Source organism: Pseudomonas sp. YH-1, assembly GCF_051990045.1.
GTDB classification, from domain to species: domain Bacteria; phylum Pseudomonadota; class Gammaproteobacteria; order Pseudomonadales; family Pseudomonadaceae; genus Pseudomonas; species Pseudomonas nicosulfuronedens.
Genome location: NZ_CP178184.1, coordinates 1,431,040 through 1,449,600, shown reverse-complemented (window position 1 = coordinate 1,449,600; position 18,561 = coordinate 1,431,040). Strand labels below are relative to the sequence as shown.

Sequence of the window (18,561 nt, the reverse complement as noted above, 5' to 3'; positions counted from 1 at the left end):
GATAAAGAGACCCCATGAGCCTGCAGCAAGAGAATCCCCGCTACCAACCCTACAAGGGCGCAGCCGCCGGTTGGGGCGCGCTGATCAGCGTCACGCGCTTCTGGCTGGACAGCAAGCAGCCGTTCAAGAACCTGCGCGCCCTGCTCAAGACCAACCAGAACGGCGGCTTCGACTGCCCTGGTTGCGCCTGGGGCGACTCCCCGGAAGACGGCCGCGTGAAGTTCTGCGAGAACGGCGCCAAGGCAGTGAACTGGGAAGCCACCAAGCGTCGTGTGGACCCGGCCTTCTTCGCCCGCCACAGCGTCAGCTCGCTACGCGAGCAGAGCGACTACTGGCTCGAGTACCAGGGCCGCCTGACCGAGCCGATGCGCTACGACCCGGCCACTGACCGCTACCAGCCGATCGCCTGGGACGATGCCTTCGCCCTGATCGCCCGGCACCTTAACGCCCTGGCAAGCCCGGACCAGGCCGAGTTCTATACCTCCGGCCGGGCCAGCAACGAAGCCGCCTTCCTCTATCAACTGTTCGTCCGCGCCTTCGGCACCAACAACTTCCCCGACTGCTCGAACATGTGCCACGAGGCCAGCGGCGTCGCCCTGGGCCAAAGTGTCGGTGTCGGCAAGGGGTCGGTCACCTTCGATGACTTCGAGCACGCGGACGCTATCTTCGTCTTCGGCCAGAACCCCGGCACCAACCACCCGCGCATGCTCGAACCGCTGCGCGAAGCGGTGAAGCGCGGCGCCCAGGTCGTGGCGTTCAACCCACTGAAAGAGCGCGGCCTGGAGCGTTTCCAGCACCCGCAGCACGCGCTGGAAATGCTCACCAACGGCTCCGAGCCGCTCAACACTGCATTCTTCCGCCCGGCGCTGGGCGGCGACATGGCCGCCGTGCGCGGCATGGCCAAGTTCCTCCTGCAATGGGAACGCGAAGCCCAGGCCAAGGGCGAGCCGGCGGTGTTCGATCATGCCTTCATCGCCGAGCACACCCAGGGCGTCGACGCTTACCTGTCCGCCGTGGACGACACCCGCTGGGACCACATCGTCCAGCAGTCGGGCCTCAGCCTTGAGGAGATCGAGCAGGCCGCGCTCATGTACCGCCGCGCCGAACGGGTGATCGTCTGCTGGGCCATGGGCATCACCCAGCACCATCACTCGGTGCCGACCATCCAGGAACTGGTCAGCCTGCAACTGCTGCGCGGCAACGTCGGCCGCCCCGGCGCCGGCCTGTGCCCGGTGCGCGGCCACAGCAACGTACAGGGCGACCGCACCATGGGCATCAACGACCGCCCCCCGGTCGCGCTGCTGGATGCCATCGAGCGCCGCTTCCAGTTCAAGGTGCCGCGCGAGAACGGGCACAACACCGTCGAGGCAATCAACGCCATGCTCGATGGCAAGTCCCGGGTGTTCATCGGCCTGGGCGGCAACTTTGCCCAGGCGACCCCGGACAGTCCGCGAACCCACAGTGCCCTGCAAAGCTGCGCGCTGACCGTGCAGATCAGCACCAAGCTCAACCGCAGCCACCTTACCGTAGGCGGCGACGCGCTGATCCTGCCGTGCCTGGGCCGCACCGACATCGACCGCCAGGCCGAAGGCCCGCAGGCGGTGACCGTGGAAGACTCCTTCAGCATGATCCACGCGTCCTTCGGCCAGCTGGAGCCGTCGTCGAAGCAGATGCGCTCCGAGCCCGCCATCATTGCCGGCATCGCCAAGGCCACCCTGGGCAACCACCCGGTGGACTGGGACGCGATGATCGCCAACTACGACCGCATCCGCGACCTGATCGCCGACACCATTCCCGGCTTCACCGACTTCAACCGTCGCGTGGCCAATCCGGGCGGTTTCCACCTGGGCAACTCCGCCGGTTCGCGGCGCTGGAACACGGCCAGCGGCAAGGCCAACTTCCACCACCATCCGCTGCCGGCGGACCTGGTCCACGCGAAGATCCGCGAGACCGGCCAGGAGCCGCACCTGATCCTGCAGACGCTGCGCTCCCACGACCAGTACAACACCACCATCTATGGCCTGGATGACCGCTACCGGGGCGTGCGCGGCCATCGTGAAGTGGTGTTCGCCAACGAGGCCGACATCCGCCGCCTGGGCTTCGAGCCCGGCGAGAAGGTGGACATGGTGTCGCTCTGGTCCGACGGCGTGGACCGCCGTGTCAGCGGCTTCACCCTGCTGGCCTACGACATTCCGGCTGGGCAGGCCGCCGCCTACTACCCGGAAACCAACCCGCTGGTGCCGCTGGACAGCCACGGTGTGGGCAGCCACACCCCGACCTCGAAGTTCGTCGCCATCCGTTTCGAGAAGGCGCAGCCGAGCCAGCGTATCGCGTGACCTTCACGGCGCTCCGCTCGGAGCGCCGTCCAATCCCGTTCGCGAGCAAGCTCGCTCCGACAGATAAGCCGCTGCCCTTTAAAGGAGCGAGCTTGCTCGCGAAGCTTTTTCTCGGACGCACCCTTGCCATGCCCTGCGAAAAATCCGCTAGACGCACACTGAGAAGGAAGAGGCTGAAGGACTAACTCGGAAGGGGCAGGGCAGTTTCGTGAAAAGCCATCATTTCAATGGCATTTTGTGAGAAAAACACGCCAGAAACGGAACCCTGGAATAACACTCAGACCGCCCAAAATCGAAAAAGTTCTGACCGTAAATCAAATACTTGCAATATTTGATGAAAGTCGTGTTACTCGTCGGAACCCCCTTGTCAGAGCCTTCGCACGAACCGAGGATCGCCTCCAACATCCCCACAGAGAGATCCTCTCTATGAAGTACTCCTCGATGCTCCTGTTGTCCCTTGCGCTGGTGGGTGGCACCGCCTTCGCGGACGGCGACACCCGTGCCGGCGTCGGTGGCGCCCTGGGCGGGGTATTGGGCACTGCAGTCGGCCAGGCGGTCGGCGGCAGCACCGGCGCCGCCATCGGTGGTGGCCTCGGCGGTGCGGCTGGCGGCGCCATGGGCGCACGCCGCGGCAACAAGACGGAAGCCGCGATCGGCGGCGGCCTGGGCGCAGCCGGCGGCCAGGTCCTCGGCAACAAGATGGGCGGCACCACCGGTGGCCTGATCGGCGCAGCCCTGGGCGGCGGCGCGGGCGGCGCACTGGGCAACCACTATGCCGATAGCAACCGTGACGACGATGACGATTACGATGGCCGCCGCGGTTACCGCCATGCGCGCTATGACGATCGTCGCTACGACCGACACTGGCACGACAACGGCCGCCACCGTGGCTGGTACAAGAACAAGCACCACCGTCGCCACTGGGATTGATCCGCGGCATAGCTAACCGCGATCAGTCCACGGAAACGACGACTGACAGCCGGGCCTGATTGCCCGGCTGTTTTGTGTGCGGGACAATTCTCTAGATACTTCCTACATTCAGGTTCGCAACATGCGTAAGACTCTTTCTGTTCTGGCACTGGCCCTCCTGGCCAGCCACGCCGTCGCCGACGATACCAAGACCGCCATCGGTGGCGGCATCGGCGGTGCACTGGGCAACGTGGTCGGTGGCGCCCTGGGCGGTTCCACCGGTGCGGCCATCGGTGCCGGCGTAGGCGGTGCGGCTGGCGGCGCGATGGGCGCGAAGAATGGCAACAAGACCGAGGCAGCCATCGGTGGCGGCCTGGGCGCAGCCGGCGGCTCGGTGATCGGCAACAAAGTCGGCGGCTCCACCGGCGGCGCCATTGGTGCGGGCCTGGGTGGTGCAGCCGGCGGCGCGCTGGGTAATCACCTGGCCGACGACAACGATGATGACCACCACAGCAGCAACAAGAGTCATCACAAGGGCAAAGGCCACTACAAGCACAAACACAAGCATCACGACGATTGACGGATGCCTGCGTGAAAAAGCCCGCCTGTTGGCGGGCTTTTTCGTTCAGCGCCGACGAGTCAGGCGCAGTGCGGCAGACAAGACAGCAAGGCCCCAAGCTCTGCGGGTGGGCGCCGCTCGATACGCCGGTACTCGCTACCATCCTCGGTGCGCGCAAGCCAGCCGCCATCCACCAGCGCCCGTCGCAGCAGCAGGTGGTCGCCCAGGCTTTCCTGGGCCCGCAAGCGTTCGTTGAGCTCGCGCTCGCTCCAGCGCTGGCGCGCCGGCAGTCGCGACCACAGCACCCAGAGGCAGGCTTCGCGGTGGCTGTGCTTCTTCGGCCAACGGTGCAAGCAGCCGGCGACGTCGAAATAGCGCCGCCATTGCTCGATGCGGCGAAAATCCACCACGGCCTCGGGCTCGATTTCGCGAGCCAATCTCGCCTCGGCCTGATGACTGGCGCGCAGCGCCTGGTAGTTGCGGAAGCCCACCGCGCGGGCCAGCAGGTTGAGCAGTTCGACATGACCGGGGCGCTCGGGCGACTCGTCGAGCTGGCGCGCCAGCGATTTCGCCAGGGCGGAGATGTCGGGGGCGTGATAGGGCAAGCGTTGCCTGGACACAGTGCAATCCTCGTTGCGTGCCAAGACCTCGCGCAGGAGGTTATCGGGGGTCGCCGTATTCCGATGCGGCACTGGGAAAGTGTGTCGGATCGTCAAAAGTGCGGGGAACCGCGCGGCAGGTTTAGCGCTCTCCATACGGAGGCGGCGACGCCTGGGTGAACTGCCGACCGGCGGCCAGCATAGGCCGGACGCATCCCCGGGACAAGCCCCGTATCATCCCGCGAGGCTGGTATAGGCTTGGCGGGGAGGGATCACTGCCGACAAGGAGTTACTCGTGAAAGCTCTTGCTGCCGCCGGTCTGCTGTTGGCGCTCTGCGCCGCACGGACCGCGTACGCCGGGGACTGGCAGGTCTGCCAGCTGGAAGTGGAGATCACCGGAGCGCTCAAGCTGCCCGTGCGCGGCCTGGAAGGCCGGGTGGAGTCGGCCAAGCCACGGTCGGCGGGGACCGAATGCCCGAGCCCCGGCGAGCTCATCGCCTTCGAACCCGAAAGCGCCGACTGGCAAAGCCGCATCCCGCGCCAGCATTGGCCGGCGCCGGGCCAGCGGGTGTGGATGCGTTACCAGTACCTGGACGGCATCTGCAAGGGCGATGGCACAAGCCGGCCGTGCCGGATCGAACATTACCCGATGGGCTGGTGACCGGCGTCGAGGCGGATCAGCCCCGCACCAGGACTTCCATCGCCTCGCGCAGCGGCGCCGGAATCGACACCGGCCGGCTGCTCGCCCGATCCACGAACACGTGCACGAACTTGCCTGCCGCGCAGGCCAGCTCTTCGCCCGCGCGGAAGATCGCCAGTTCGTACTGCACCGAGCTGTTGCCCAGCTTGCCCACCCGCAGTCCGACCTCGATGCGCTCGGGGAAGGCCACTGGCGCGAAGTAGTCGCAGCTCGAACTGACCACGAAGCCCACCACGTCGCCGTCATGAATATCCAGGCCGCCTCGCTCGATCAGGTAGGTGTTCACCGCAGTATCGAAGAAGCCGTAGTAGGTCACGTTGTTCACGTGGCCATAGATGTCGTTGTCGTGCCAGCGGGTGGTGATCGGCTGGAAGTGTGCGTAGTCGGCGCGGCTGGGGTGCTGTTCGCTCATGGGGTACTCAGAAGGCGGCTCGGTAGATGGCCAGCGCGTCGCTCTCACTGACCTCGCGGGGATTATTCACCAGCAGGCGCTGCTGCAACATGGCATCAGCGGCCAGGCGCGGCAGGCTGTCTTCCGGTACGCCGGCATCCCTCAAGCGAGAGGGCAGGCCGCTACGGGGGCTGAGATCGGCCAGTTCGGCGATGAATTGCTCGGTGCGGTCGGCATCGCTGCGCAGGCGCTCGCCCAGCAGTAGCGGCGCCAGTTCGGCGTAGAGCGGGCCGGCGTTGGGCGCATTGAAGCGGATCACCTCGGGCAGCACCAGTGCATTGCTCAGGCCGTGGGGAATGTGGAAGTGCCCGCCCAGGGGGTAGGCCAGCGCATGCACGGCAGCCACCGGAGCGTTGGCGAAGGCCTGCCCGGCCAGGCAGGCACCCAACAGCATGGCTTGCCGCGCTTCGCGGTTGCGGCCGTTGTGCACCGCCTCGTCGAGGTTCAATGCCAGCAGGCGCAGCGCCTCGCGGGCCAGCAGGTCGGACAGCGGGTTCTTCTTCAGCTTGCTGGTATACGCCTCGATGGCGTGGACCATGGCGTCGATGCCGGTGGCGGCGGTGACCGCAGGCGGCAGGCCGAGGGTGAGGTCGGCGTCGAGCACGGCCAGGTCCGGCAGCAGGTGCGGGCTGACCACCCCCATTTTGGTGGTCTCGCCGGTGGTGACGATGGCGATAGGCGTGACTTCCGAGCCGGTCCCCGCGGTGGTCGGTACCTGAATCAGCGGCAGGCGCGGGCCACGGGCGTTGCCGACGCCGAAGACATCTTTCAGCCCTTGAGCCGCCTGGGGGTGAGCCAGCAGCGCGACCAGCTTGGCGACATCCATCGAGCTACCGCCGCCAAAGCCGATCACCAGTTGCGCGGCCATCCGGCGCGCCTGATCCGAGGCTTCCAGCACGATGCTTTCCGGCGGGTCGGCCAGCACCTGGTCGAAGACTTCCACCGCCACGCCAACCGCAGCAAACCCCGGCAGCACGCCGTCGAGCATGTTCAGGCGAGTGATGCCAGGGTCGGTGACGATGAGCACGCGCTGGGCGCCGCGTTCGCGGCAGAGTTCACCCAGGCGGGCGGCGGAACCACTTTCGCAGAGGATCTGCGCCGTGGTGGCAAAGCTGAAAGGCTGCATGACGGTCCCCGGTCTTGTCGTTGTACTGCGGAAAATCCGTAGGCCGCTGCTCAGCGGCCAGCCGGGGGAGCATAGCAATGCGACGTCAATTCATGAAACCTCGTCCCGCCAGGCGAAACAGTTATTCACGGAATGAATAGGGAGGCACGATGCGCCAGAAGGCTCAGGAGCGGATTCATCCGCGGCTGATTTACGTGGAAATCGAGCAGGCCAGTTGCACATCGTGGGCAGGCCAGCTTCTGCGAAATCCGCGATGCAGAAACGAAAAAGGCCGGCATTGCGCCGGCCTTTTCTTCATCGAGGACAGGTCAGACAGCAACCGGTGCCTTGATGTGCGGGTGGGCTTCATAGCCGACCAGTTCGAAGTCCTCGAAGCGGAAATCGAACAGGTCCTTCACCTCAGGGTTGATCTTCATGGTGGGCAGCGGCAGCGGCTGACGGGTCAGCTGCAGGTCGGTCTGTTCCAGGTGGTTGGCGTACAGGTGGCAGTCGCCGCCGGTCCAGATGAATTCGCCCGGCTGCAGACCGGCGACCTGCGCGACCAGCAGGGTCAGCAGCGCATAGCTGGCGATGTTGAAGGGCACGCCGAGGAAGATATCGGCAGAGCGCTGGTACAGCTGGCAGCTGAGCTTGCCGTCGGCCACATAGAACTGGAACAGCGCATGGCACGGCGGCAGCGCCATCTCGTCGATCAGCGCGGGGTTCCACGCAGAGACGATCAGGCGGCGCGAGTCGGGGTTGTTCTTCAGCATCTCCATCAGGTTGGCGATCTGGTCGATGTGGCGGCCGTCCGGCGCCGGCCAGGAGCGCCACTGGTAGCCGTAGACCGGTCCCAGGTCGCCATTCTCGTCGGCCCATTCGTCCCAGATCGAGACGCCGTTTTCCTTCAGGTAGGCGATGTTGGTCGAACCTTTGAGGAACCACAGCAGCTCATGGACGATCGATTTGAGGTGGCACTTCTTGGTGGTCACCAGCGGGAAACCTTCGGCGAGGTCGAAGCGCATCTGGTGGCCGAACACGCTGTAGGTGCCGGTGCCGGTGCGATCGCTCTTGAAGGTGCCGTGTTCGCGCACATGGCGCATGAGGTCGAGGTACTGTTTCATCGCTGTGGTTTCACCCAAAAGCCGGGCGGCAAGGCTCTGCGGCGCGGCTCCGGGTTGGGCCGCGGGCAGAACCAATCGCCCGGCAGAATCTGAACAAGCGGCAATACTAAGGGCCTGGGCACGCTATCGCCAGTCCGACCGACGGACCGACCGCGTGGCCTATGGAAGCACCCAGCGTCACGATTCAAGCGGCGACAGACCGCGCTCCCCAACCGTTCGCCTGTTGCAAGAGAGGTCGTCATGTCCGAGGCACAACTGCCCGCCTTCCCCCTTTCACGTCGCCGCCTGCTGGCGGTGGCCTGCGCCAGCGCCGCCCTCGGCGGTGTGCTGCTCAGCCCTGCCGCACGCACCTGGGCCGCGCTGACGCCCCAGGCCGAGCAGGAGCTGGAAGGTTTCATGACCCTGTCCCAGCGCCTCACCGGCCGCAGCAACCTCGACCCGCGCATCGGCCAACGCCTGTTCCAGGCCCTGGCGCAGCGTGACACCGCGCTCAAGCAGAGCCTGGCCGAACTGATCGAGCGCCTGGGCGACGCCCCGGACAGCTGGAACGAGCGCCAGCAGTGGCTGGCCCGGCAGATCCTCGGCGGTTGGTACCTGGGGCAGATCGGCGATGACAACAGCGCCACGGTGGTCACCTACGAGCAGGCGCTGATGTACCGCGCGGTGGACGACGTGCTGGTGATCCGCAGCTACTGCCCGAACAAGCCCGGCTTCTGGGCGGCACAGCCCACCGAGCGGGGGGCATGAGCATGGCCGAGACGCAACGTGCGGATTTCGTGGTGGTCGGCTCCGGTGTGGCCGGCGCGCTGGTCGCCCATCAGCTGGCCATGGCCGGCAAGGACGTGCTGATGCTCGAAGCCGGTCCACGCATGGGCCGCTGGGAGATCGTCGAGCGCTTCCGCAACCAGGCGGACAAGTCCGACAACCAGGCGCCCTACCCCTCCACTCCCTTCGCGCCCCACCCGCAGTTCAAGCCGGACAACCACTACCTGATCCAGAAAGGCGAACACCCCTACGACGTGCAGTACATCCGCGCCGTGGGCGGCACCACCTGGCACTGGGCGGCCTCCGCCTGGCGCTTCCTGCCCAACGACTTCAAGCTGCTCAGCCTCTACGGCGTGGGCCGCGACTGGCCCATCGAATACGCCGAGCTGGAGCCCTGGTACCAGCGCGCCGAGGAAGAACTGGGCGTCTGGGGCCCTGGCGACGAGGAACTCGACTCGCCCCGCAGCCAGCCCTACCCGATGCCGCCACTGCCGCTGTCGTGGAACGAGCAGCGCATCAAGACCCTGCTCAACGCCAACGGCTACCGAGTAGTGACAGAACCGGTGGCGCGAAACAGTCGCCCCTACGACAACCGGCCGACCTGCTGCGGCAACAACAACTGCATGCCCATCTGCCCCATCGGCGCCATGTACAACGGCATCGTCCACGTCGAGAAGGCCGAGGCCGCTGGCGCGCGGCTGATCGACAACGCCGTGGTGTTCAAGCTGGAGAAAGGCGACGGCGGCAAGATCGTCGCGGCGCTGTACAAGGACACGCAGGGCAATGAAGTACGTGTCGAAGGTGACACCTTCATCCTCGCCGCCAACGGCATCGAGACGCCCAAGCTGATGCTGATGTCCGAGGTCGGCAACAGCTCGGACATGGTCGGCCGCAACCTCATGGACCACCCCGGCACCGCCGTGCAGTTCTATGCCGACGAGAAGCTCTGGCCGGGGCGCGGGCCGCAGGAAATGACGTCCATGGTGAGCTTCCGCGACGGCGCATTCCGCAGCGAGTACGCGTCGAAGAAGATCCACCTGTCCAACCTCTCGCGCACCGACCAGGTGGCTACCGAGCTGATCCGCCATGGGCCGCTGCTGCTGGGCCATGACCTGGAGGCGAAGATCCGCGACCGCGCCGCGCGTTTCGTGCGCTTCGACAGCTTTCACGAAATTCTCCCGCACCCGGAGAACCGCATCGTGCCCAGCGCCACCGAGCGCGACGCCGCCGGCATCCCCAAGCCCGAATTCACCTACGCAATGGACGACTACGTGCGCAAGAGCGCGGTACACACCCGCGAGGTCTACGCCCATGCGGCCAAGCTGCTCAATGGCGAGGAAGTGAAGTTCGACGACAGCTTCGCCAACAACAACCACATCACCGGCACCGTGCTGATGGGCGCCGACCCGAAGGACTCGGTGGTGGACGCCCAGTGCCGCAGCCACGACCATCCCAACCTGTTCATCGCCAGCAGCGGCGTGATGCCCACCGTCGGCTCGGTGAACTGCACGCTGACCATCGCCGCCCTGGCCCTGCGCCTGGCCGAGCACTTGAAGCGGGAGGCCAAGGCATGAAACCTCTCCTGCTGCTCGCCCTGCTGGCCACACCACTGGCTTCCCATGCTGCCAAGGCCCTCGACCCCGCACCGGCGGAGCTGCTGCAACGGGGCGAATACCTGGCCCGCGCCGGCGACTGCGCGGCCTGCCACACCGCACCGGGCGGCAAACCCTTCGCCGGCGGGCTGCCGCTGGCCACGCCGCTGGGCGCGGTGTACTCCACCAACATCACCCCCGATCCGAAGACCGGTATCGGCAGCTACAGCTACGACGACTTCGCCCGCGCTGTGCGCGAAGGCGTGGCCAAGGGCGGCACCCGGCTCTACCCGGCGATGCCTTACACCGCCTACGCGAAGATCAACGACGAGGACATGCAGGCGCTCTACGCCTGGTTCCTCGAAGGCGGCGTGCAGGCCGTCGCACAGCCCAACCAGGATTCCGACATTGCCTGGCCGCTGGACATGCGCTGGCCGCTGGCGATCTGGAACCTGCTGTTCCACGACGACTCGGTCTACCAGGCCAATCCGAAGCAGAGCCCGGCCTGGAACCGCGGCGCCTACCTGGTCCAGGGCCTCGCCCACTGCGGTACCTGCCACACACCGCGCGGCATGGCGTTCCAGGAGAAAGCCACGGACGAGCGCACCACCGGCTTCCTCGCAGGCGCCGCGCTGGGCGGCTGGTACGCCTTCAACATCACGCCTGACACCCACAGCGGCATTGGCGGCTGGAGCGACGCGGAGATCGTCCAGTACCTCAAGACCGGCCGCGTGCCGGGCAAGGCACAGGCCGCCGGGCCCATGGCGGAGGCGGTGGAACACAGCTTCCAGTACATGACCGACGCCGATCTGCAGGCCATCGCCAGTTACCTGCGCAGCGTCCCGGAGGTCAGCGATGGCGAACGCAAGGCACGCTTCGCCTGGGGCCAGGCAGCGGATGATGTGGTCACACTGCGCGGCCAGGACTTCGCGGCGCAAAAGAAAGATGACGGCGCGCGTCTCTACCTGGGCAATTGCGCCAGCTGCCATTCCTGGAGCGGCGAAGGGGTGAAAGATGGCTACTACCCGATGCTGCTGAAGAACAGCGCCGTCGGCGCCCTGCAGCCGGACAACCTGGTACAGGTGGTACTCGGCGGCGTGCACCGCAAGGTGGGCAACGAGGATGTGTTCATGCCTGGCTTTGCCGGCACGCTGAACGACGAGCAGATCGCCACCCTGGTGAACTACCTCACCGCGCAGTTCGGCAATCCCGACGTGAAAGTCGACAGCGCAAGAGTCGCCGAGATTCGCCAGCCCTGATGCACCCACGGCGGCAGGCTGCCAGCTCCCGAAGACGGCAGCCCGTCCGCGTTGACAGCTCCCACCGGCTCGCGGAAGCTCCATTACCCACGGAGTCGCCGCGGAAAATGGATGTCCATGCCTCACAAGACCAAGAAGCCTCGCTCCGCCGCTCCCGCCGCCACGCAGCCCACCGGGTTTCGTCGCACCTGGCTCGCCGCTGTCGCCGGGGCATTGCTCCTGGTCACTATCGGGGCCTGGATCTGGGTCGAGCAGGACAGCGGCGTCCAGCTCCCCAGCGGCCACCCACCGATCCAGACCACCACGCCCAAGCCCGCTGCACCGACACCGACAGAGCAGCCCGCACAACTGGTCGATGAATCCACCTGCGCCGGCTGCCACCAATCGCAGCTCAAGGACTGGCAGGGCTCCCATCACCAGCAGGCCATGAAGCCGGCCACCGAAGGCAACGTGCTGGGTAACTTCGACGGCGTCACCTTCAAGGGCGAAACCGAGACCAGCCGGTTCTTCCGCAAGGACGGCGAGTACTGGGTCAACACGCCCGGCGCCGACGGCAAGCCGGCGGACTTCAAGGTGGCCTACACCTTCGGCTTCGAACCGCTGCAGCAGTACCTACTCGAGTATCCCGGCGGCCGCCTGCAGGCCCTCGGCGTCGCCTGGGATAGCCGCAAGCACCAGTGGTTCCAGCTGATGCCCGGCCAGCGCATCGACTTCAAGGACGAACTGCACTGGACCCGTCCCGCACAGAACGCCAACTTCATGTGCATCGAGTGTCACACCACGGGTTTCAAGCGCAATTACGACGCGAAGACCGACAGCTTCGCCAGCCACTGGAACAGCCTTGGCGTCGGCTGCCAGGCCTGTCACGGGCCGGCGTCGAAGCATCTGGAGTGGGCGCAGAAGCCCGACCGCAACGCCGCCAAGGGTTTCGATGTGCCGCTGCAGAACGCCAGCCAGAGCACCGTCGTCGAGACCTGCGCACGCTGCCACGCCCGCCGCGCTCCGCTGGCCGACGGCTACCAGAACCAGCACCGCTTCATGGACGACTACCTGCCCAGCACCCTGACCCGTGAGCTCTACGAGATCGACGGCAAGATCAAGGACGAGGTCTTCGAGTGGGGCTCCTTCACCCAGAGCAAGATGTTCGCCAAGGGCGTGCAGTGCACCGACTGCCACAACCCCCACAGCGGCGAGCTGAAGGCGCCGGGCAACGGCGTCTGCCTGCAATGCCACAACACCTCTGGCAAGCCGGTGCGCCCGCAGATCGACGGCAAGGGCCTGCAGGCGAAGAACTACGACTCGCCCGAGCACACCCATCACCAACCCGGCACGCCCGGTGCGCAGTGCACCTCCTGCCACATGCCGGGGCGGTACTACATGGTCAACGACTACCGCCACGACCACGGTTTCACGCTGCCCAACCCCGCGCACGCGCGGCGTATCGGCGCACCGGATGCCTGCCTGGCCTGCCACAAGGACACCCCGGCGAAGAAGATCGGCGACCAGTTCCGCCAGTGGTACGCCAGTGAGCTGCCGGTCAAGGCCAACGCCTCCAGCAATCCCGTACCGCGCTATGACGACACCCTGTGGAAAGCCCGCGGCGGCAAGCCCGGCGCCTCCCGCGCGCTGCACCTGCTGCTGGCCTCGCCCGAGCTGCCGGCGATCCGTCGCGCGACCCTGCTGGCCGAACTGCCCAGCTACCCCAGCCAGCGCTCGCTGGAGCTGGTGGCCCTGAGCCTGAAAGACGTCGATCCGCTGGTACGCAACGCCGCCGTCGAAGCCCTGCCAGCGCTGGCGGGTGCCCCGCAGCAGGCCATGCTGCTGGCGCCCCTGCTCAACGACCCGATTCGCGCCGTGCGCATCGCCGCCGCCTGGCAACTGGCGCAGCTCCCGCCGCCAGTGCGCGCCAGCGTCGGAGCCGGCCTGGGCAAGGGGCTCGAAGAATATGAGCAGGTCCAGCAAAGCCTTGCGGAACGTGCCGAGGCTAATCTCAACCTCGCCATGCTCTATCAGCAGTCCGACCGCCCCGATCAGGTGGAGCCCGCGCTGCGCGCAGCGCTCCAGCGCAACCCGGACTTCATCCCGGCCAGGGTGACCCTGATCCAGTGGCTGAGCGCCTCCGGCCGCGACGTCGATTCGCGTCAGCTGCTGGACGACAGCCTGCGCCAATACCCGACATCGGGCCTGCTGCACCACATCAAGGGGCTCGCCCTGATCCGCCAGGGTGATCGTCCCCAGGCCCTCAAGGAACTGCGTGAGGCCGTGCGCCTGGCCCCGGACGACGATCAATTGCGCTACGTACTGGCTATCGCCCTGCACGACACCGGTGACAGCGACGGCGCCTGCCATGAGCTGGAGGCCCTGTTGCAGAAACACCCGGCCAACCGCGCGGCGCGCCTGGTACTGATCGATTACCTGCGCGAATCCGGGCAGTTCCAGAAGGTCCAGCAGTTCACGGCGGAGCTTGAGCAGCAGAATCCGGACGACCCCTCGCTCAAGCGCGAGTGACAGCTCCGACGACAGATTACTCAGAAGGCAGGAGACTCAGACGCCAGAGATTTCCGACGACAGGAGGGAACCGCGGAATATTCCGATGCTCTGAGTGGCGCGCAATCACTCAAGGAACCATCATGCGTCGCCGTTTTGTCCCTGCTGTCGTAGCCCTCACTCTGCTCCCCCTCACCTGTGCCATGGCCGAAGATCGCGACTTCTGGCGCGGCGTCCTGACCTCCGGCGCGACCACCGCCTCGAGCTACCTGACCAGCCGTGACGACCACAAGCTGATCGGTCCGGCCCAGGACGACGCCGCCAGCTTCATCGCCACCGACGGCGCCATCCGTGGCCCCTACCTGGAAGCCACGCTGCAGCAGATGCGCAGCGCCGACCCGGCCCTGGCGCAAGCCAGCGATGCCGAGCTGGCCTCGGCGATCCTCGCTACCCAGCGATGATCGAAAGCGATCTGCGCGAGCGACCGCTCGCGCAGACCGTCGCAGGAAAGTTGGAACTCCCGCCAGCCGCCGCGCCTCTCACCTGTACACGGACCTTCCGGAGGTGTAACCGATGCGTACCGCGAAACTGGCCACAGCCTTTGCCCTGATCGCCCTGCCCGTTGCGTCGGCCATGGCCGACGGCGACTTCTGGCGCGACGTCATCTCGTCCGGCGCCACCACCGCGTCGACCTACCTGACCTTCAAGCACGACAAGCTGATCGTTGCCGCCCAGGACGATGCCAGCGCCTTCGTCGCCAGTGACGGCGCGATCCGCGGCCCCTACCTGGAAGCCGCACTCACCCGCCTGCGCAGCGACGACGCGACCCTGCAGGACCGCAGCGACATGGAGCTGGCCAACGCCATCCTGACCCGCCCCGATGACGCATCCGCCCAGTGACACCCAGCGGCGTGGCCCATGGCGCTCGCCGCGGGCCACGCCAGGCGGTACGGGCTGTGTTCTACTGACACTCCGCCTACGACAAGGAGTGTCCCATGAACGATCCCATCCAACCGCTGAAGATCACCCTGATCCTGCTGATCGCCAGTGAAGGTTTCTGGCTGCTCAGCCGCCTCCTCAGCGTGGTTGGCCTGGAAATCTACTCACTGCTGCCATCGGCCCTGTACAACCTGATCGGCATGCTCAGCAACGTGCTGATGATCGTCCTGTTCGTCCTGCTGATCCGCCTGATCGGCCGCTTGCAGCTCAAGCCCTGAGGCCCTCTGCCCGACCAGTTCGCTCCCACGCCGGAGCGAACCTACGAAAAACGAAAAAGCCGCCTTCGGGCGGCTTTTTCAGTTCAGCGCACCGCTTACTCGCGGTAATCATCCACCGGCACGCAGGCGCAGAACAGGTTGCGGTCGCCGTAGACGTTGTCCACGCGGTTCACCGCCGGCCAATACTTGAAGGCACGGGTGTGCTCGGTCGGAGTGACCGCTTCGGCGATCTGATACGGACGGTCCCACAGCCCGGTGACGTCCGCCAGCGTGTGCGGCGCACGCTTGAGCGGGTTGTCCTCGGCCGGCCACTCGCCGGTCTCGACCTTGGCGATCTCCGCACGGATCGACAGCATGGCCTCGATGAAGCGGTCCAGCTCGTGCTTGGACTCGCTCTCGGTGGGCTCCACCATCAGCGTGCCGGGCACCGGGAAGGACATGGTCGGCGCGTGGAAGCCGTAGTCCATCAGGCGCTTGGCCACGTCTTCCTCGCTGATCCCGGTCTGCGCCTTGAGCGGGCGCAGGTCGAGGATGCATTCGTGGGCAACGCGCTCGTTGCGGCCACGGTAGAGCACCGGGAAGGCGCCATCGAGCTGCTGGGCCAGGTAGTTGGCATTGAGGATCGCCACCTCGGTGGCGTCCGCCAGCTGCGGGCCCATCATGGCGATGTACATCCAGCTGATCGGCAGGATGCTGGCGCTGCCCCAGGGCGCGGCGCTCACTGCGCCGTTGAGCGGGTTCGGGCCTTCGATGCGGATCACCGGGTGGTTGGCGACGAAGGGCGCGAGGTGCTTCTTCACGCCAATCGGGCCCATGCCCGGGCCGCCACCGCCGTGGGGAATGCAGAAGGTCTTGTGCAGGTTCATGTGCGACACGTCGGCGCCGATGTCCGCCGGACGCGCGAGGCCGACCTGCGCGTTGAGGTTGGCGCCATCCATGTAGACCTGGCCACCGTGGCTGTGGATGACCTCGCAGATCTCGCGGATGCCTTCCTCGTAAACGCCGTGGGTCGACGGGTAGGTGATCATCAGGCAGGACAGTTGCGCGCCGGCTTCCTCGGCCTTGCGCTTGAGGTCCTCCATGTCCACGTTGCCACCCTTGTCGCACTCGACGATGACCACGCGCATGCTCGCCATGATCGCCGAGGCCGGGTTCGTACCATGGGCCGAGGACGGGATCAGGCAGATGTTGCGGTGCGCGTCGCCACGGCTCTCGTGGTACTTGCGGATCGCCAGCAGGCCGGCGTATTCACCCTGGGCGCCGGAGTTGGGCTGCATGCAGATGGCGTCGAAACCGGTGATCGCGCAGAGCCAGCTTTCCAGCTCCTCGATCATCAGGCGGTAGCCCTCGGCCTGCTCGCGCGGCACGAAGGGGTGCAGGGTGGCGAATTCCGGCCAGGTGATCGGGATCATCTCGCTGGTGGCGTTGAGCTTCATGGTGCAGGAGCCCAGCGGGATCATCGACTGGTTCAGCGCCAGGTCCTTGCCTTCGAGCTGGCGCAGGTAGCGCAGCATCTCGGTTTCGCTGTGATGGCGATTGAAGACCGGGTGGGTCAGGTAGTCGCTGCTGCGTTGCAGGGCAGCGGGAATGCCGTCGGCGACCTGGCCGGCGTCGAGCTGCGCCACATCCAGGCCGTGGCCGGCACCCAGCAGGATGTCGAACAGGCTGGCGAGGGTCTCGGCACTGGTGGTTTCGTCCAGGCTCACGCCCAGGCGGTCCTCACCGACGATGCGTAGGTTCACGCGGGCGGCGCGGGCGCGCTCGACGATGGTCTGCTGCTGTGCGCCGACGTCCAGAGTCAGGGTGTCGAAGAAATGCTGGTTGACCGGCTTCAGGCCCTTGGCGGCGAGGCCGGCGGCCAGGACGGAAGTCAGGCGGTGCACGCGCTGGGCAATGCGTTTGAGGCCCTGCGGGCCATGGTAGACGGCGTACAGGCTGGCGATGTTGGCCAGCAACACCTGCGAGGTGCAGACGTTGGAGTTGGCCTTCTCGCGACGGATGTGCTGCTCACGGGTCTGCAGCGCCATGCGCAGCGCGGTATTGCCACGGGCGTCCTTGGACACGCCGATGATGCGGCCCGGCATGGCGCGCTTGTAGTCGTCACGGCAGGCGAAGAAAGCCGCGTGCGGGCCGCCGTAGCCCATGGGCACGCCAAAACGCTGGGCGCTGCCCAGTACCACGTCGGCACCCAGCTCGCCCGGCGGGGTGAGCAGCAGCAACGCGAGCAGGTCGCTGGCCACGCAGGCGATGGCCTGCTGGGCGTGCAGCGCGTCGATCACCGAGCGCAGGTCGCGGATTTCGCCACGGGTATCCGGGTACTGCAGCAATGCGCCGAACACCGTGTGCTGGCCGAGGTTGTCCACTTCGTCGACTACCACATCGAAACCGAAGGCTTCGGCGCGGGTCTGCACCACGGAAATGGTCTGCGGGTGGCAATGGGCGTCGACGAAGAACAGGTTGCTCTTCGCCTTGGCGACGCGCTTGGCCAGGGCCATGGCCTCGGCGGCGGCGGTGGCTTCATCCAGCAGCGAGGCGCTGGCGAGGTCGAGGCCGGTGAGATCGATGGTCATCTGCTGGAAGTTCAGCAGGGATTCGAGACGGCCCTGGGCGATTTCCGGCTGGTACGGGGTGTAGGCGGTGTACCAGCCCGGGTTCTCCAGTACGTTGCGCAGGATGACGGCCGGGGTCAGGGTGCCGTAGTAGCCGGTGCCGATCAGGCTGGTCCACAGCTCGTTCTTCTGCGCATACCCCTTCAGCTTGGCCAGCGCTCCCTGCTCGTCGAGGGCGACCGGCAGGTCCAGCGCGCGGTTCAGGCGGATCGCCGGCGGCACGGTCTGCACGATCAGTTCGTCACGGTTGGCGATGCCCAGGGTCTCGAGCATGGCTTGCTGCTCGGCGGCATCGGGGCCCAGGTGACGGGCGAGGAAGGCATCAGGCTGGTGCAACTGGGAAAGCGAAGGGGTGTTCGACATGGCCACGGTCTCGAAAGGGTCGTTCCCTAAAAGAACAGGCCCCGACGAATCGAGGCCTGTGTGTACAGCAGTGTCTTACGCGTCGGCGTCGCTGGCAGCGCGGTAGCCAGCGGCGTCGAGGAGCTTGTCCAGCTCGGCCGGGTTGCTCGGCTTGAGCTTGAAGAACCAGGAACCGTACGGGTCGTTGTTCACTTCTTCGGGGGTGTCGGCCAGCACGTCGTTGACGGCAATGACTTCACCGCCCACCGGGGCGTAGATGTCCGAGGCGGCCTTCACCGACTCGACCACACCGGCTTCCTGACCGGCCGCGAGGGTCTTGCCCACTTCCGGCAGTTCGACGAAGACCACGTCGCCCAGGGCTTCCTGGGCATGGTCGGAGATGCCCACGGTCACGGTACCGTCGGCTTCCAGGCGCGCCCACTCGTGGCTGGCGGCGTAACGCAGGTCGGCGGGGATATTGCTCATCTTGTTGTTCCTCGGGGACTG

The 18,561-nt window shown here is 66.4% G+C and carries 17 protein-coding genes; 11 read left to right on the top strand and 6 right to left on the bottom strand.

The window, feature by feature from the left end; translation table 11 throughout:
* The first annotated feature begins 14 nt into the window (after positions 1–14).
* From ACKI1H_RS06665 to ACKI1H_RS06655, 3 genes are all read left to right on the top strand, one after another.
* Positions 15–2,336: an FdhF/YdeP family oxidoreductase gene (locus tag ACKI1H_RS06665; protein WP_440467964.1), complete on the top strand. Its 2,322-nt coding sequence runs from the start codon at positions 15–17 to the stop codon at positions 2,334–2,336.
* A gap of 426 nt (positions 2,337–2,762) precedes the next feature.
* Positions 2,763–3,266 carry a hypothetical protein gene (locus ACKI1H_RS06660; protein ID WP_138519738.1) on the top strand — a complete coding sequence of 168 codons (504 nt, stop codon included), beginning with the start codon at positions 2,763–2,765 and terminating at the stop codon, positions 3,264–3,266.
* Between the two features lie 121 nt (positions 3,267–3,387).
* Entirely contained in the window at positions 3,388–3,825 is a 438-nt protein-coding gene (locus ACKI1H_RS06655) for a glycine zipper domain-containing protein (protein WP_138519739.1), read from the top strand.
* Positions 3,826–3,884: 59 nt separating this feature from the next.
* On the opposite strand, the gene ACKI1H_RS06650 is transcribed toward ACKI1H_RS06655, so the two are convergent.
* Entirely contained in the window at positions 3,885–4,424 is a 540-nt protein-coding gene (locus ACKI1H_RS06650) for a DUF2087 domain-containing protein (RefSeq protein ID WP_440467963.1), read from the bottom strand.
* 274 nt (positions 4,425–4,698) lie between these two features.
* On the opposite strand from ACKI1H_RS06650, the gene ACKI1H_RS06645 reads away from it, so the two are divergent.
* A complete protein-coding gene (locus ACKI1H_RS06645) occupies positions 4,699–5,064 on the top strand; it encodes a hypothetical protein (protein ID WP_440467962.1) in 366 nt (121 codons plus the stop codon).
* A gap of 16 nt (positions 5,065–5,080) precedes the next feature.
* Here the strand turns inward: ACKI1H_RS06645 and ACKI1H_RS06640 are convergent, their stop codons facing one another.
* The 3 genes from ACKI1H_RS06640 to ACKI1H_RS06630 form a co-directional block, all read right to left on the bottom strand.
* Positions 5,081–5,515, bottom strand: coding sequence for an acyl-CoA thioesterase (locus tag ACKI1H_RS06640; protein WP_138519742.1), 435 nt, complete (start codon positions 5,513–5,515; stop codon positions 5,081–5,083).
* Between the two features lie 7 nt (positions 5,516–5,522).
* Positions 5,523–6,680, bottom strand: coding sequence for an iron-containing alcohol dehydrogenase (locus ACKI1H_RS06635; protein WP_138519743.1), 1,158 nt, complete (start codon positions 6,678–6,680; stop codon positions 5,523–5,525).
* Between the two features lie 308 nt (positions 6,681–6,988).
* Complete coding sequence (locus ACKI1H_RS06630) at positions 6,989–7,783, bottom strand: thymidylate synthase (protein ID WP_440467961.1); 795 nt, start codon at positions 7,781–7,783, stop codon at positions 6,989–6,991.
* Between the two features lie 240 nt (positions 7,784–8,023).
* Between ACKI1H_RS06630 and ACKI1H_RS06625 the strand changes: the two genes are divergently transcribed.
* From ACKI1H_RS06625 to ACKI1H_RS06595, 7 genes are all read left to right on the top strand, one after another.
* Complete coding sequence (locus ACKI1H_RS06625; protein WP_138519745.1) at positions 8,024–8,530, top strand: sugar dehydrogenase complex small subunit; 507 nt, start codon at positions 8,024–8,026, stop codon at positions 8,528–8,530.
* 2 nt (positions 8,531–8,532) lie between these two features.
* A complete protein-coding gene (locus tag ACKI1H_RS06620) occupies positions 8,533–10,122 on the top strand; it encodes a GMC family oxidoreductase (protein ID WP_440467960.1) in 1,590 nt (529 codons plus the stop codon).
* Complete coding sequence (locus ACKI1H_RS06615; RefSeq protein ID WP_440467959.1) at positions 10,119–11,399, top strand: c-type cytochrome; 1,281 nt, start codon at positions 10,119–10,121, stop codon at positions 11,397–11,399. The genes ACKI1H_RS06620 and ACKI1H_RS06615 overlap by 4 nt, the downstream gene beginning before the upstream one ends.
* Positions 11,400–11,510: 111 nt before the next feature.
* A complete protein-coding gene (locus ACKI1H_RS06610) occupies positions 11,511–13,907 on the top strand; it encodes a tetratricopeptide repeat protein (RefSeq protein WP_138519748.1) in 2,397 nt (798 codons plus the stop codon).
* A gap of 122 nt (positions 13,908–14,029) precedes the next feature.
* Entirely contained in the window at positions 14,030–14,347 is a 318-nt protein-coding gene (locus ACKI1H_RS06605) for a DUF2388 domain-containing protein (RefSeq protein WP_440467958.1), read from the top strand.
* A 112-nt stretch (positions 14,348–14,459) separates the two neighbouring features.
* Entirely contained in the window at positions 14,460–14,786 is a 327-nt protein-coding gene (locus ACKI1H_RS06600) for a DUF2388 domain-containing protein (RefSeq protein ID WP_138519750.1), read from the top strand.
* A gap of 95 nt (positions 14,787–14,881) precedes the next feature.
* Positions 14,882–15,103 carry a hypothetical protein gene (locus ACKI1H_RS06595; RefSeq protein ID WP_440467957.1) on the top strand — a complete coding sequence of 74 codons (222 nt, stop codon included), beginning with the start codon at positions 14,882–14,884 and terminating at the stop codon, positions 15,101–15,103.
* Positions 15,104–15,198: 95 nt separating this feature from the next.
* On the opposite strand, the gene gcvP is transcribed toward ACKI1H_RS06595, so the two are convergent.
* Together gcvP and gcvH are read right to left on the bottom strand one after the other, a co-directional pair.
* Entirely contained in the window at positions 15,199–18,075 is a 2,877-nt protein-coding gene (gene gcvP, locus ACKI1H_RS06590) for an aminomethyl-transferring glycine dehydrogenase (RefSeq protein ID WP_440467956.1), read from the bottom strand.
* A gap of 75 nt (positions 18,076–18,150) precedes the next feature.
* A complete protein-coding gene (gcvH, locus tag ACKI1H_RS06585) occupies positions 18,151–18,540 on the bottom strand; it encodes a glycine cleavage system protein GcvH (RefSeq protein ID WP_045213109.1) in 390 nt (129 codons plus the stop codon).
* Positions 18,541–18,561 lie beyond the last annotated feature (21 nt).

Bases quoted from the DNA above. Each gene is read 5' to 3' on its own strand.
- ACKI1H_RS06620 (WP_440467960.1), top strand. From the start codon at position 8,533: ATGGCCGAGACGCAACGTGCGGATTTCGTGGTGGTCGGCTCCGGTGTG.
- ACKI1H_RS06665 (WP_440467964.1), top strand. From the start codon at position 15: ATGAGCCTGCAGCAAGAGAATCCCCGCTACCAACCCTACAAGGGCGCA.
- ACKI1H_RS06600 (WP_138519750.1), top strand. From the start codon at position 14,460: ATGCGTACCGCGAAACTGGCCACAGCCTTTGCCCTGATCGCCCTGCCC.
- ACKI1H_RS06635 (WP_138519743.1), bottom strand. From the start codon at position 6,680: ATGCAGCCTTTCAGCTTTGCCACCACGGCGCAGATCCTCTGCGAAAGT.
- ACKI1H_RS06625 (WP_138519745.1), top strand. From the start codon at position 8,024: ATGTCCGAGGCACAACTGCCCGCCTTCCCCCTTTCACGTCGCCGCCTG.
- ACKI1H_RS06655 (WP_138519739.1), top strand. From the start codon at position 3,388: ATGCGTAAGACTCTTTCTGTTCTGGCACTGGCCCTCCTGGCCAGCCAC.
- gcvH (WP_045213109.1), bottom strand. From the start codon at position 18,540: ATGAGCAATATCCCCGCCGACCTGCGTTACGCCGCCAGCCACGAGTGG.
- ACKI1H_RS06640 (WP_138519742.1), bottom strand. From the start codon at position 5,515: ATGAGCGAACAGCACCCCAGCCGCGCCGACTACGCACACTTCCAGCCG.
- ACKI1H_RS06615 (WP_440467959.1), top strand. From the start codon at position 10,119: ATGAAACCTCTCCTGCTGCTCGCCCTGCTGGCCACACCACTGGCTTCC.
- gcvP (WP_440467956.1), bottom strand. From the start codon at position 18,075: ATGTCGAACACCCCTTCGCTTTCCCAGTTGCACCAGCCTGATGCCTTC.
- ACKI1H_RS06605 (WP_440467958.1), top strand. From the start codon at position 14,030: ATGCGTCGCCGTTTTGTCCCTGCTGTCGTAGCCCTCACTCTGCTCCCC.
- ACKI1H_RS06610 (WP_138519748.1), top strand. From the start codon at position 11,511: ATGTCCATGCCTCACAAGACCAAGAAGCCTCGCTCCGCCGCTCCCGCC.
- ACKI1H_RS06595 (WP_440467957.1), top strand. From the start codon at position 14,882: ATGAACGATCCCATCCAACCGCTGAAGATCACCCTGATCCTGCTGATC.
- ACKI1H_RS06660 (WP_138519738.1), top strand. From the start codon at position 2,763: ATGAAGTACTCCTCGATGCTCCTGTTGTCCCTTGCGCTGGTGGGTGGC.
- ACKI1H_RS06630 (WP_440467961.1), bottom strand. From the start codon at position 7,783: ATGAAACAGTACCTCGACCTCATGCGCCATGTGCGCGAACACGGCACC.